A 14,124-nucleotide genomic window follows, 5' to 3' on the forward strand; every position below is an offset into this window, starting at 1 on the left:
TGATGACTCCCCTAGGTGGTTTTAACTGGAACTTAATGACTATATGAGGCAATTAACGGTTACGCAACACACCCCCTGTAACATCGCGCGGGCTTCTTGACCCGCGCCGGCTGGCCTCTCCTCACAGGCCACCTTCCCCGCAATCCTCGCGCAAGAACGAGTCGATCAGCCCCAGCGAGGTCACCTGGTGCCGCGGGTACCAGGGCATCGAGTGGGGCATGTCGGCGATCAGTTCGAACTTGGCATCCACGTTGCCCTTCACGCCGTTGTAGAAATCCTTTGCGTGGAACGCGGGCGTGCGCACGTCACGGTCGCCTACGAACAGGAGGACCGGGATTGCCGCCTGCGTCGTCTGCCGTATCGGATCCATGCCCGTCACCGTGCGGCCTTGCAGGATGCGCTGGATGCGATTTTCGCTCCAGGTCGTGCCGAGCCGGCCGAGATTGGTTACCGGAGCGCCAGAGATGGCGCACTGATACGGAGAGTTCGGCCGGACCACCGCGGCGGCGGCGGCAAAGCCACCATACGAATAGCCGAAGATCGCGATCCGGTCCCGGGCCGCGATGCCCTCCGCTACCATCCATGCGGCCCCGTCGTCTTTGTCGTCCTGCATCCGCAGGCCCCACTGGTTGTCTCCTGCCAGCCAGAGGTCGCGGCCCAAACCCATCGACCCGCGGTACTGCGGACGCAACACGGCGTAACCGCGCGATGTCAGGAAGGGCACCCAGCCCGAGACATCCCAGCCGCCGTAGTCTCGCGCCCATGGGCCACCGTGCGGGTGCACGATCGCCGGAAGAGGCGCGTCGCCCTTCTTCCAACCCGCAGGAAGGTCAAGAATGGCCGGGATGGTGCGACCGTCGCGTGCCTTGTACTTCACCAGGCGCTGCTCGCCCACGCCGCTGGTGTCGAGCCCGGGGCGCTCTTCGCCCAGCGGCATGACCTGCTTGCGGTCGACCAGCAGGTGATGCGAGGGCGGCTTGCGGTTGCTCGACGTCGTGAACAGGACCCTGGAGCGGTCGTCGTTGTAACCGCCAATGCTGACCCGCTGGCCCGGGTAGGCCTGAACGAGGCCGTCGTGGATCGCCTTCATCTCCGGGTCCACGAACACCTGTTCGCGGCTCAGTCCATCGACGACGAACCCCAGGACCTTGTTGAAGTTGCTTGGGGTGTCCCCGAAGATCAGGCCGCCAATCGAGAACTCGGGATGGGCCGCGAGCGGTTCCGGGTCGAAGCGGCGGGATTCCGGGTCGTACATCCGGGCCTGGACCAGGTTTGAGTACTTGTCGGTAAGCACATAGAGCTTTCCAGACGTCTCGTCGATGCCGACGACATCGACCGTGTAGCGTTCGCTCAGGCGCTGGCTCAGCTCCGGATGTGCCACGAACTCGCTGGTCCCGGGCTTGCGGACCGAGACCTTCTGCTCGTACTCGTCCGTGCCGGCCGAGACGAGTTCCACCCGGGTGACCGCCTCGCCGGTGCGCGGATGGAAGAGCCCCGGGCTGGTCCGGCCGCCGGCGCGCAGCAGCAGTTCCGTGGCCCCGGTGCGGAGGTTGTACTTGTAGTAGTTGGCCGACAGCGTCATCTCGTTGGTCTGCGCCACGACCACATGCTCGGGATCCAGCGGCAGCAAGTGCACCAGCGAGGCGGTGCCTGCGATCTCGAGGCAACGCTGCGTCTGTTCGCTCACGCCGATCCGGCGGGTGTTGTCCGCGAAGGCGTCGGCGAACTTGGCGTGCGTGGCGTCGGTCAGGTAGGCCTTGGAAACGAAGGTCCGGGTCGCCCCCGAGACGCTGCCTTCCCCGCAGCCGCCCAGCTGGCCGGTCCATTCCTGCCGTCCCAGGACCAGCAGGCGGTCAGCCTTGAGGGCGCTGGCATAGATGAACTTCATGCGGTCTCCCGAAGGAGTGACTGTTGCGCCCTTGGACATGTCGTCCAGGTTCCAGGTGGCCAAGGCCGTGTCCTGGCGGTCGCTGCCGGGCAGCGCGACGATCGCCACCAGCTGCTTGCCGTCGGCACTCATGGAGGGCGACTGGATCATGGGAACCTGCGCGAGGTCCTGGATCGGAATCGGCTTGGCGGCCTCTGCCGCGCCCGCGAACAGGGTGGCGCAGGCGAGGATGAGGAGTGGCTTCTTTGTCATCTGGCAGTGTCCTGTTGCGTGCGTACGTCGAATGGCGCTGTTCACCCGACGTTAACAGAACTCAAAAGCCCGCAATAGGCCCACTCGTCTCGCCTGCATGCGCGCTTTGGCGCAAGCTAGCCGTCTGTCAAAAAGCGAAGCGGAGAAGGTCGAGTGGCATTTTTCAGGAAGGAGCCGGACACGGCGGCAACGCCCGGCCGCATGCCGGCGCACGCGGTGCAGGGGGACCTCAGGCCCTTGCCGAGGGTGCGCAACATCATCGCGGTGGGTTCGGGGAAGGGCGGGGTGGGCAAGTCGACCACCACCGTCAACCTCGCGCTGGCGCTCGCCGCCGATGGCGCACGGGTCGGCATCCTGGACGCCGACGTCTACGGCCCCAGCATCCCGACCATGCTCGGCCTGTCGGGCCGGCCGGACAGCCCCGACAACAAGTCGATCACCCCGATGCGCGCGCACGGCGTGGAGGCGATGTCGATCGGCCTGCTGGTGGAGGAGGACACGCCGATGATCTGGCGCGGCCCCATGGCCACCTCGGCGCTGACCCAGCTGCTCAACGACACCCGCTGGGGTGGGGACGACAGCCTGGACTACCTGTTGATCGACCTTCCGCCCGGCACCGGCGACATCCAGCTGACCCTGGCGCAGAAGATCCCGGTGGCCGGGGCCATCATCGTCACCACGCCACAGGACGTGGCCACCCTCGACGCGCGCAAGGCGCTGAAGATGTTCGAGAAGGTCGAGGTGCCGGTGCTGGGCCTGGTCGAGAACATGGCGGTGCACGTGTGCTCGAACTGCGGCCACGCCGAACACATCTTCGGTGATGGCGGCGGGACGCGGATGGCCGCGCAGTACGGGCTGCCGCTGCTGGGATCGCTGCCGCTGGAACGCACGATCCGCGAGCAGGGCGACGCCGGTACGCCGGTGGTCATCTCGGCGCCGGACTCGGCTGCCGCCGATGCCTATCGGGAACTGGCGCGCAACGTCGCCGCCGAGCTCGCCAAGCGGCCGCGCGCGCCCGCGACGATCTCGGCATCGCTGCTGTAGCCCGGCGGCAGGCGTTCCCGGTGCGCGGCGGGGTGCCGTGGCGGCGGCGAGTCCCTACAATCGCGGGTCTTGCCCCGGGGCGCCGCGCCGCCGGGACGCCGCATCCGGGAACCGTATGAGCATCAAGTCCGACCGCTGGATCCGCCGCATGTCCGAAACTCCAGGGGGCATGATCGAGCCCTTCGAGCCCGGCCAGGTCAAGCACGCCGGAAACGGCGAGCGTATCGTCAGCTACGGCACATCGAGCTACGGCTACGATGTGCGCTGCTCGCGCGAGTTCAAGGTGTTCACCAACATCAACTCGACCATCGTCGATCCCAAGCACTTCGATCCGAAGAGCTTCGTGGACATCGAGGCGGACGAATGCATCATCCCGCCGAACTCCTTCGCGCTGGCGCGCACGGTGGAGTATTTCCGCATCCCGCGCGACACCCTGGTGGTGTGCCTGGGCAAGAGCACGTACGCGCGCTGCGGGATCATCGTCAACGTCACGCCGCTGGAACCGGAGTGGGAAGGACATGTGACGCTGGAGTTCAGCAACACCACGCCGCTGCCGGCGCGCATCTACGCCAACGAGGGCGTGGCGCAGATGCTGTTCTTCCAGGCCGCGGCCGACGATGTCTGCGAGACCTCGTACAAGGACCGTGGTGGCAAATACCAGGGACAGACCGGGGTCACGCTGCCCCGCACCTGAGCGGGCTCAGGCGACGAGCGCGGCCTGCAGGTCGCGCACGCGGTCGACCAGGGCCTCGGGTGGATAGGGCCGCGAGGCCACCCGGCCCCAGACCGGCGCCGGCCAGGCCGGGTCGCTCTCGAAGCGGGCGATGACGTGCACGTGCAGCTGCGGCACCAGGTTGCCCAGCGCGGCCACGTTGAGCTTGTGCGGCTGGAACACATCGACCAGCAGCTGTTCGCAACGGAGGACCTCCTCCATGAGCGCCGCGCGCTGGGCGGCGTCCAGGTCGAGGAGCTCGCGGGCGCCCGGCACGCGCGGCACCAGCACCAGCCACGGATAGTTGCTGTCGTCCATCAGCTGCAGGTCGCACAGCTCGAACGCGGCGAGCGGGTGGCTGTCCGCGGCGAGCTGTGGGTGCAGGGCATAGGGTTCGGGCTGGGTGTTGCGGTGCCGGGACATGGCGGGTTCCTTTCAGGCGCGGCCTGCGGGCGCGAGTGCACGGTGCAGGAAGTCCAGTGTGCGGGTGTGGGCCAGGCGGGCGCTGGCCTCGTCGAAGTGGCGGGGGTCGACGTCGCGGTTGAAGCCGTGGCCGGCGTCATAGACATGCAGCTCGGCCTCGGGCCGGGCGCGGCGGTGCGCCTGGAGGTCGGCCTCCGGGATGCTGTGGTCGCGGGCGCCGAAGTGGAACAGCATCGGCGCACGCAGCGGTTCGTCGAGGAAGGGCACGGTGCGCGCACCGTAATAGCTCACCGCCGGAAGGCCCAGGCGCGCGTTGGCGAGGTAGGCCACGCTGCCGCCCCAGCAGAAGCCGACCACCCCGATCCCGGCGTTCCGGTCGAGCGCCTCTTCGGACAGCAGGGTCCGAAGCTGCGCCGCGGCGGCATCCACGATGGCCACGGCGCGGTCGAAGCCCAGGGCCGCGGCAAGCGCGCGGCCACCTTCAAAGCCGGCTTCGTCATAGGCGAGTTCGGCATCGCGCTGGACGGGGTCGAACAGGGCCGGCGCCAGCGCCAGGAACCCGTCGCGGGCATAGCGTTCGGTGACCGCGCGCATGTGCGCGTTGACGCCGAAGATCTCCTGGACCACGACCAGTCCGCCGCGAGGCGCCGCTTCGGGGCGCGCCAACCAGCCGCCGACCTCGCCGACTTCCGCGCTGTCCAGCCTGACTCGCGTCCCCATCGTCGCCTCCGGGTGGGCGGCCGGTTCAGGTTCCGGCCCTCGGGCGATTCTAGCGCCCCGGTATAATCGCGGCGCGAAAACCGCCAGACCCCTCCGCCGCCGCGCGGACCCACGCCGAGCCCGCTGCAGCGCATGAACGATATCGCCACCCCGACCGCCCCCCGCGTGGGCTTCGTCAGCCTCGGCTGCCCGAAAGCCCTCGTCGACTCCGAACGCATCCTCACCCAGCTCCGGGTGGAGGGCTATGCGCTGTCGCCCAACTATGACGACGCCGACGTGGTGGTGGTCAACACCTGCGGCTTCATCGACTCGGCCGTTGCGGAATCGCTGGACGCGATCGGGGAGGCGATGGCCGAGAACGGCAAGGTGATCGTGACCGGCTGCCTGGGCAAGCGCGCAGACGTGATCCGCGAAGCGCATCCGGGCGTGCTGTCGATCAGCGGCCCTCAGGACTATGCCAGCGTCATGGCCGCGGTCCACGCCGCGCTGCCGCCGCGCCACGACCCCTTCGTCGACCTCATGCCGGCCCCGCGGCTGGGCGGCGAGGACTACGCGGACGGCGTGAAGCTGACGCCGAAGCACTATGCCTACCTGAAGATTTCCGAGGGCTGCAACCACCGCTGCAGCTTCTGCATCATCCCCTCGATGCGCGGCGACCTCGTGTCGCGCCCGGTCGACGACGTGCTGCGCGAGGCCGAGCGCCTGGTGCGCGGCGGCGTGCGCGAACTGCTGGTGGTGTCGCAGGACACTTCGGCCTACGGCGTCGACGTGCGCTACGCGGAGCGCGAGTGGCGCGGGAAGGCCTACCAGACGCGCATGAAGTCACTGTGCGAAGGCCTGTCCGAGCTCGACGCCTGGGTGCGCCTGCACTACGTCTACCCGTACCCGCACGTGGACGGCATCATCGAGCTGATGACCGCGCGCCGCGCCGACGGCCAGCCGCGGCTGCTGCCCTACCTCGACATCCCGTTCCAGCATGCCAGCCCGCGCATCCTGAAGCTGATGAAGCGGCCGGGCGCCGTGGAGCGCACGCTTGAGCGCGTGCAGTCCTGGCGCGCCGCTTGCCCGGAGCTGACCGTGCGCTCGACCTTCATCGTCGGTTTCCCGGGCGAGACCGAGGCCGAGTTCGAATCCCTGCTCGATTTCCTGGACGAGGCGCAGCTCGACCGCGTCGGCGCCTTCGCGTATTCGCCGGTGCAGGGCGCGGCCGCGAACGCGCTGCCCGACCCGGTGCCCGAGGAGATCAAGCAGGAGCGCCTGGCGCGCTTCATGGCGCGGCAGGCGGATATCTCGGCCGCGCGCCTTGAAGCCAAGGTCGGCACGGTGCAGCGCTGCATCGTCGATGCCATCGACGGCGACCTCGCGATCGCCCGGTCGATGGCCGACGCGCCTGAGATCGACGGCCTGGTGCAGGTGCAGGACGGCCGCGAAGCAGGGCTGCGCCCCGGCGAGTTCGCCGACATCCGCATCATGGGCAGCGACGAGCACGATCTTTACGGCGAGGTTGAATACAGCGCTTGAGGCGGAGGGTGCGTGGGGTGAGGGGAGAGCATCGCGCTTCTGTTTTTTTCTCTCGGCCTGCAGGGACGCGCTGCAAGGCGGGTTGGTGGGTACGCAGTGGGCATAAAGACCACCACGTGGTCAGCCCACGGAGTACCCACCAACCCGCCGTACCGCGAGCCCACCCGCGACGCTCTCAACCTGCGGGATAGTCCACTGCGACCACGGCGAAAGCGTGGCGCCCGCCGGGCAGTTCGGCTTCGAACTCGTCGTCCACCCGCTTCTTCAGCAGCGCGCGCGCCAGCGGCGAGTCGATGCTGATCCAGCCGCGTACGGCGTCGGTTTCGTCGGGTCCGACGATGCGGTAGCGCGCGATCTCCCCGCTGTCGATGTCTTCCACCTCCACCAGCGCGCCGAAGTAGACCGCCGCGGGATCGCTGGGCACGGTGTCGACCACCCGCAGCGCCTGCAGGCGCTTGCTGAGGTAGCGCACGCGGCGGTCGATCTCGCCCAGCTGCTTCTTGCGGTAGGTGTACTCGGCGTTCTCGGAGCGGTCGCCCTCGGCGGCGGCCGCCGACAGCGCGCGCACCACCTCCGGGCGTCGCACGCGCCAGAGATCGTCGAGCTCGGCCTTCAGGCGCGCGTGGCCCTCCGGAGTGACCAGCGCGGTGGATTTCTCGGGCGGGGGGCGCCAGCGAGACATCGCCGCCTCAGCGCCCGCCAGCATTGCGGGACGGGCTCACTTCTTGCCCGTGATGCCGCCGAAGATCCCGCGCAGGATCTGCCGGCCGATCTGGTTGCCCACCGTGCGCGCGGACTGCTTGGCCATGGTTTCGATCATGCCTTGCCGGCGCTTGGTGCCAAACACCGCGTCCTTGACCGACTGGGCGAAGCCGCCGCCCGATTCCTCTTCGTCCTGCTTCGCGGTACGCGCCTTTGGCGCATCGGCATGTGCGGACAGGTCTTCCGCCTTCTTCGCCAGGATCTCGAAGGCGGATTCACGGTCGACCGCGGTGTCGTACTTCGCGCCCACCGGGCTGCCGGAGCGCACGCGCGCGCGCTCGGCATCGGTGATCGCGCCCATGCGGCAGCGTGGCGGCGCGACCAGGGTCTGTTCCACGGGCATCGGCGCGCCCTTGCCCTGCAGTGTCGACACCAGGGCCTCGCCGGTGCCGAGCTGGCCGATGGCCTTGGCCACGTCCAGCCCAGGATTGGACACGAAGGTCTCGGCCGCGGTGCGCACCGCCTTCTGGTCGCGCGGCGTGTAGGCGCGCAGGGCGTGCTGCACGCGGTTGCCGAGCTGGCCCAGCACGTTGTCGGGCACGTCATCGGGGAACTGGGAGCAGAAGTACACGCCCACGCCCTTGGAGCGGATCAGCCGCACCACCTGCTCGATGCGCTGCAGCAGCGCGGACGGCGCATCACTGAACAGCAGGTGCGCTTCGTCGAACACGAACACCAGCTTCGGCTTGTCGAGGTCGCCGACTTCCGGCAGCGTCTCGAACAGCTCCGACAGCAGCCACAGCAGGAAGCTCGAGTACAGGCGCGGTTTCAGGATCAGGCGGTCGGCGGCCATGATGCTGACCACGCCGCGGCCGTCGGTGGTGGTCCGCATGATGTCGGCCAGCTCCAGCGCGGGTTCACCGAAGAAGGCCTCGCCGCCGTCCGATTCCAGGCGCAGCAGGGCGCGCTGGATGGCGCCGATCGATGGCGTGCTGACCAGGCCGTACTGCGTCGACACTGCCTTGCGTTCCTCGGCCACCAGGCCGAGCAGCGCGCGCAGGTCGGCGAGGTCGAGCAGCAGCAGGCCGCGGTCATCGGCGAGCTTGAACACGATGTCGAGCACGCCCGACTGGGTATCGTTGAGTTCGAGCATGCGCGCCAGCAGGGTCGGGCCGATCTCGCTGACCGTGGTCCGCACCGGGTGGCCGGACTTGCCGTAGATGTCCCAGAACACCACCGGGCTGGCTTCGGGCCCGTAGGCGTCGACCCCGATCATCTCCGCGCGCTCGCGCAGCTTGTCGCCGATCTCGCCGGGCACCGCGAGGCCGGCCACGTCGCCCTTCACGTCGGCAAGGAACACCGGCACGCCGATCCGCGAGAAGCCCTCGGCCAGCGTCATCAGGGTCACCGTCTTGCCGGTGCCGGTGGCGCCGGCAACCAGCCCGTGGCGGTTGCCGAACTTCGGCTGCAGGAAGACGCGGCCGCCGGTTTCGGGGAGCGCGTCTGGCTGGGTGACGGCCTTGCCGACGAGGATCGGGTCCATGGAAGCTCCTGTGCGTGAAGAGCGGATTCTAGCGACAAGGGGCCACGGTGCGGTTGCGGACAAGGGCTTTGCGCTGGCTGCGGGCGGTCGTTACCCTGCCTGCTCGCAGTCGCAGTCCCCGGTCCAAGAATGCCCCCACTTTCCGCTGTCCTGCCGAGGCTGGCGCTCGCCGCGGCCGTCGCGGTGCTCGCCCTCCACGTTCCCGATGCGTCCGCGCAGTCCAGGCGCGACCGCGCCGCCGCCACCGAGCTGACCGAGCGCATGGCTGCCGCCGAGGCCCGCTATCGCGAGTCGCTGGTGAAGGCGGCCAACGCCGACCCCGAAGCCATTGCCCAGGGCGATGCCGCGCTCGAGGACATGGAAGACGTGATGCTGGACTGCGAGAAGCAGCGCGGCTGCCAGGTCTCGACGCTGATGCCGGCGTTCAAGCGCCTGCTGAAGGCGCAGGCGGACGAGGCTTCAGGCGCGGAAGGCGAGGATCTCGATGCCGAGCTCCTTGCCGAAGGCGAGCTGCCCACCGGCGACGTGCCCGAGGGCGCCAGCGCCGCGGCCCTGCTCAGCGAGGACGGCCAGCGCTTCGTGCGCATGGTGCAGTTCAATCCCGCGGTGCAGGAAGGCATCCGCCGCTGGCTGACCGACATGCGCGTGTCGCTCATCACCAGCCACGAGAATTATCAGTACATGCGCCATCTGATGGCGCCCGCGTTCGAGGAGCGTGGCCTGCCCGAGGCGCTGCTGTTCGGGATCATGGCCAAGGAATCGACGGGTCGCGTGCATGTGGGCTCGCGCGCCGGTGCCGTCGGCCCGCTGCAGTTCATGCCGGCCACCGGGCGCCGCTTCGGGCTCGGGCCCGATGCCAGCGGCTTCGACACCCGCTACGACCCGGCGCAGTCCGCGGATGCCGCTGCCATGTATCTCAGCGAGCGTTTCGCGGAGTTCGGCGACGAGGTCGAGAAGTGGCTGGCTGCCTACAACGGCGGCGAGGGCCGGGCCAGGCGCATCCACGATGCCAGCGGCGGGCGGCAGTTCTGGGACGCCGACGTCTACAACCAGTTCCCCGCGGAGACCCGCGACTACGTGCCGATGGTGATCGCCGCGGCCTGGCTGTACCTGCATCCCAGGGAGTACGGCCTGAGCTTTCCCAAGGTCGACGCGCGGCCGGCGAACTTCGTGCTGGCGCGCCCGGCCTCGATCTACGAACTCACCGTGTGCATGGGCGACAGCGGCAGCCGGCATGGCTACATGCGCCAGCTGCGCAACCTCAACCCGCGCTTCGAAGCCGACCAGGTGATCCCCGCGGGTGCCGTGCTCCAAGGCACCACGCGCATGGCCGCGCTGTACAAGCGCTGGTGCGCCCAGGGCCGCCGTGCGGACCTCGCCAGGCAGCTGGTGGGCAGCCGCGTCGACGCCGCGCTGGTGCGCACCGGGCCGATCGAGGTGGTGCGGCCCACCGCGACGACGGGCACGCCCGCGCCCGCAGCGGCACGGTCCCCGCGCGAGCACCGCGTGGCGCGCGGTGACACCCTGGTCGCGATCGCGCGGCGTTACGGTTGCGAGGCGCGCCAGCTGGCCCAGGCCAACGGGCTCAAGGCGCCGTCGTATGCGATCCGCGCTGGCCAGCGCCTGCGCCTGGAGGGTTGCGGCGGCTGACCGGCACGGTGCCATCGCGCGGTGCCTGCCACACTGCCCGCATGCACCTGGACTTCGACAACGCGTTCCTCCGCGAGCTGCCCGGCGATCCGGACTCCGGCGCGGACGTACGCCAGGTGCACGGTGCGGCCTGGTCGCGTGTCGTGCCCACTCCGGTGGCAGCGCCCCGGCTGGTGGCACATTCCACTGAGGTGGCGGCGCAACTGGGGCTGGACCAGGCAGCGCTTGCCGCGCCCGCGTTTGCGCAGGTGTTCGGCGGCAACCGCCTGCTGGAGGGCATGGATCCCTGGGCGGCGAACTATGGAGGCCACCAGTTCGGGCACTGGGCCGGCCAGCTTGGTGACGGCCGCGCGATCAGCCTGGGCGAGGCGATAGCAGCCGACGGCACGCGACACGAGCTGCAGCTCAAGGGCGCTGGACGGACGCCATATTCCCGCGGCGCCGACGGGCGCGCGGTGCTGCGGTCCTCGGTCCGCGAGTTCATCTGCAGCGAGGCCATGCACCATCTCGGCGTGCCGACCACGCGTGCGCTCTCGCTGGTGGCCACCGGCGATGCGGTGGTGCGGGACATGTTCTACGACGGCCACGCCGGGCCGGAACCCGGTGCCATCGTCTGCCGGGTGGCGCCGTCGTTCATCCGCTTCGGCAGCTTCGAGCTGCCGGCGTCGCGGGGCGACATCGACCTGCTGCGCGCGCTGGCCGAATTCTGCGTGTGGCGTGACTTTCCCTGGCTGCTGGGCGACCGCGCCGCGCAACCTCTGGCGCGGCTGCGCGCGGACGGCGCTTTTGACGAGACGCTGTTCACGGCCTGGTTCCGCGAGGTCTGCATGCGCACCGCGACGCTGGTCGGCCACTGGATGCGAATCGGCTTCGTCCACGGCGTGCTCAACACCGACAACATGTCGATCCTCGGGCTCACGATCGACTACGGCCCGTACGGCTGGATCGACGACTACGATCCCGACTGGACACCCAACACCACCGATGCCCAAGGCCGTCGCTACCGCTTCGGCTGGCAGCCGCGGGTGGCGCACTGGAACCTGGGGCGGCTGGCCGGCGCGTTGTCGCCGCTGTTTGCCGACGCGGCGCCGCTGCAGGCAGGTCTGGATGCCTACGCCGCGACCTGGGCCGAGTGCGAGCGCGACAACGCCTGCGCAAAGCTTGGGCTCGAGCAGTGCGACGACAGCGACCTGGCGCTGATGCGGGAGCTGCAGGCCTTGATGCAGCGCTCGGGTGCCGACATGACGCGCTTCTTTCGCGCGCTGGCCGATATCGACGTGGACGCCATCGAGCCGTCGCTGGAACCCCTGGAGGGTGCCTTCTACGAGTCGGCACGCCTGGCCGCCAACGCCGATGCCATGGGCGACTGGCTGGCTCGCTACGCCGCCCGCTGCCGCGCCGACGGCCTGCCGCGGGAGGCGAGGGTGGCCCATATGCACGCCGCCAACCCCCGCTACGTGCCGCGCAACTACCTGGCGCAACAGGCGATCGAGCGCGCGGAGTCAGGCGACGAGGCCGGCATCGGCGAACTGCTGGATGTCCTGCGCGATCCCTATGCAGAGCAGCCCGGCCGCGAGGCGTTCGCGGCGCTGCGCCCGGACTGGGCGCTTAACCGCCCCGGCTGCTCGATGCTGTCCTGCAGCTCCTGAACGCGGATCGGGGCGTCCCGCACCGGTAGAATATGCGGATGCCCCTGATGACCCTCAATGCCGTCGACTACAGCGTCGGCGGCCCGCTCCTGCTCGAACGCGTCGACCTCGCGATCGACGCCGGCGAGCGTATCGCCCTGATCGGCCGCAATGGCGCCGGCAAATCCACCCTGTTGCGCCTGCTCGACGGCGAACTCAAACCCGACGACGGCGAGGTCCGCCGCGAAGGCGCGGTGCGCGTGGCGCGGCTGGAGCAGGAAGTCCCGGCTTCGGCCGACGGCAGCGTGTTCGACGTCGTGGCCGAGGGCCTTGGCGGCATCGGTGCGGACCTGGCCGAGTACCACCACCTGATCCACGCCGATGACGTCGACATGGACCGCCTGGCCGCGGTGCAGGAGCGCATCGAGGCCGCCGACGGCTGGAGCCTGGACCAGCGCGTGGTCGAAACCCTCGCGCGGCTTGACCTCGACGGCGATGCTGCCTTCGCTCGCCTGTCCGGCGGCATGAAGCGCCGCGTGCTGCTGGCGCGCGCGCTGGTGTCGGCGCCCGATGTCCTGCTGCTCGACGAGCCGACCAACCACCTCGACATCGCTGCGATCGACTGGCTGGAAGGCTTCCTCAAGGGCTGGAGCGGCGCCCTGGTGTTCATCACCCATGACCGGCGCTTCCTGCGCCAGCTGGCCACGCGGATCGTCGAGATCGACCGTGGGCAGGTGACCAGCTGGCCCGGCGACTGGGACAACTACCTGCGCCGCAAGGAAGAGCGGCTCAACGCCGAGGCGCAGGAAAACGCGCGCTTCGACAAGCTGCTGGCCCAGGAGGAGGTGTGGATCCGCCAGGGCATCAAGGCGCGTCGCACCCGCGACGAAGGCCGCGTGCGCCGGCTCGAGGCGATGCGCAATGAGCGCGCCGCGCGCCGCGAGCAGACGGGCAACGTGCGCATGGACACCGCGCAGGCCGGCTCCTCGGGCAAGAAGGTGATCGAGGCGAAAGAGGTGTCGTTCGCGTTCGATGGCCGCCCGCTGGTGCGCGACTTCTCCACCACCATCATGCGCGGCGACCGCATCGGCCTCATCGGCGCCAACGGCAGCGGCAAGACCACGCTGCTGAAGCTGCTGCTCGGCCAGCTGCAGCCGCAGGCCGGCGAGATCCGCATCGGCACGCAGCTGCAGGTGGCCTATTTCGACCAGTACCGCGCCACCCTGCGCGAGGACTGGAACGCGCTTGAGAACGTGGCCGAGGGCCAGGATTTCGTCGAGGTCGGGGGCAAGCGCAAGCACGTCATCGGCTACCTGCAGGACTTCCTGTTCACCCCCGAACGCGCGCGCGCGCCGATCACCCGCCTGTCCGGCGGCGAGCGCAACCGCCTGCTGCTGGCCAAACTGTTCGCGCAGCCGTCCAACCTCCTGGTGATGGACGAACCGACCAACGACCTCGACGTCGAGACCCTGGAGCTGCTTGAAGAGCTGCTGGGCGAGTATCCGGGCACGCTGCTGCTGGTCAGCCACGACCGTGACTTCCTCGACAACGTGGTGACCTCCACGATCGTGATGCAGGACGGCGGCGAAGGCCGCATCGGCGAATACGTTGGCGGCTACAGCGACTGGCTGCGGCAGAAGCCGCAGGGCGGTCAGGCGACAGGTGCCGGTGCCGGAGCGCCAGCGCGTGTCGACGCCGCCAGCCCCCCCGCCAGCGTTGCGCCCCCGGTCGCGGCGGAGCCGGCGCGACGCAAGCTCGGCTTCAAGGAGGCGCGGGAACTCGAGCAGCTGCCTGCGCGGATCGAGGCCCTGGAAACGCGGCTGGCTGAAATGACCGCGAAGCTGGCCGATCCGGCGTTCTTCCGCGGGGAAGGCGCCGCCATCACCGCACACAACGCGGCGATGGCGGACGTGCAGGCGGAACTCGACGGCGCGTACGCACGCTGGGAAGCGCTCGACGCGTCGTCCGCCTGACGCCGCGGGTCGCAAGGCGAGCAGGGATGGACGGCATCGACCGCAGCAGGAGCGTGACGCAGTTCAGG

Annotated in this window: 11 protein-coding genes; 6 read left to right on the forward strand and 5 right to left on the reverse strand. The window is 69.4% G+C overall.

Annotation, left to right across the window (positions count from 1 at the left end):
* Nucleotides 1–121 precede the first annotated feature (121 nt).
* Nucleotides 122–2,140 carry an alpha/beta hydrolase family protein gene (locus ACW5F0_RS01145; protein ID WP_456964206.1) on the reverse strand — a complete coding sequence of 673 codons (2,019 nt, stop codon included), beginning with the start codon at nt 2,138–2,140 and terminating at the stop codon, nt 122–124.
* Nucleotides 2,141–2,341: 201 nt separating this feature from the next.
* Between ACW5F0_RS01145 and apbC the strand changes: the two genes are divergently transcribed.
* Nucleotides 2,342–3,184, forward strand: coding sequence for an iron-sulfur cluster carrier protein ApbC (apbC, locus tag ACW5F0_RS01150; RefSeq protein ID WP_456965238.1), 843 nt, complete (start codon nt 2,342–2,344; stop codon nt 3,182–3,184).
* Between the two features lie 115 nt (nt 3,185–3,299).
* Nucleotides 3,300–3,878: a dCTP deaminase gene (dcd, locus tag ACW5F0_RS01155; RefSeq protein WP_456964207.1), complete on the forward strand. Its 579-nt coding sequence runs from the start codon at nt 3,300–3,302 to the stop codon at nt 3,876–3,878.
* A gap of 6 nt (nt 3,879–3,884) precedes the next feature.
* Here the strand turns inward: dcd and ACW5F0_RS01160 are convergent, their stop codons facing one another.
* Both ACW5F0_RS01160 and ACW5F0_RS01165 read right to left on the reverse strand, forming a co-directional pair.
* Nucleotides 3,885–4,319, reverse strand: a complete 435-nt coding sequence (locus ACW5F0_RS01160; RefSeq protein WP_456964208.1) for an HIT family protein — start codon at nt 4,317–4,319, stop codon at nt 3,885–3,887.
* Between the two features lie 12 nt (nt 4,320–4,331).
* Nucleotides 4,332–5,039 (reverse strand): dienelactone hydrolase family protein, encoded by a 708-nt coding sequence (locus ACW5F0_RS01165; protein WP_456998856.1) that lies wholly within the window; start codon nt 5,037–5,039, stop codon nt 4,332–4,334.
* 132 nt (nt 5,040–5,171) lie between these two features.
* Here ACW5F0_RS01165 and rimO point away from each other — a divergent pair, with 132 nt between their 5' ends.
* Complete coding sequence (gene rimO / locus ACW5F0_RS01170; protein WP_456964210.1) at nt 5,172–6,560, forward strand: 30S ribosomal protein S12 methylthiotransferase RimO; 1,389 nt, start codon at nt 5,172–5,174, stop codon at nt 6,558–6,560.
* Between the two features lie 175 nt (nt 6,561–6,735).
* Here rimO and greB read toward each other — a convergent pair whose 3' ends face one another.
* Entirely contained in the window at nt 6,736–7,242 is a 507-nt protein-coding gene (greB, locus tag ACW5F0_RS01175) for a transcription elongation factor GreB (RefSeq protein WP_456964211.1), read from the reverse strand.
* Nucleotides 7,243–7,278: 36 nt separating this feature from the next.
* The gene (locus ACW5F0_RS01180; protein WP_456964212.1) at nt 7,279–8,805 is read right to left on the reverse strand and encodes a helicase HerA-like domain-containing protein; all 1,527 of its coding nucleotides are present in this window, start codon (nt 8,803–8,805) and stop codon (nt 7,279–7,281) included.
* Nucleotides 8,806–8,934: 129 nt separating this feature from the next.
* Here ACW5F0_RS01180 and ACW5F0_RS01185 point away from each other — a divergent pair, with 129 nt between their 5' ends.
* The 3 genes from ACW5F0_RS01185 to ACW5F0_RS01195 are packed head-to-tail and all read left to right on the forward strand — an operon-like array spanning nt 8,935 to nt 14,056.
* Nucleotides 8,935–10,455: a transglycosylase SLT domain-containing protein gene (locus ACW5F0_RS01185; protein WP_456998857.1), complete on the forward strand. Its 1,521-nt coding sequence runs from the start codon at nt 8,935–8,937 to the stop codon at nt 10,453–10,455.
* 41 nt (nt 10,456–10,496) lie between these two features.
* Nucleotides 10,497–12,104 (forward strand): protein adenylyltransferase SelO, encoded by a 1,608-nt coding sequence (locus ACW5F0_RS01190; RefSeq protein WP_456964214.1) that lies wholly within the window; start codon nt 10,497–10,499, stop codon nt 12,102–12,104.
* A 38-nt stretch (nt 12,105–12,142) separates the two neighbouring features.
* Nucleotides 12,143–14,056, forward strand: coding sequence for an ATP-binding cassette domain-containing protein (locus ACW5F0_RS01195; RefSeq protein ID WP_456964215.1), 1,914 nt, complete (start codon nt 12,143–12,145; stop codon nt 14,054–14,056).
* The last annotated feature ends 68 nt before the right edge of the window (nt 14,057–14,124 follow it).

It is taken from the genome of Luteimonas sp. A534 (assembly GCF_054072805.1).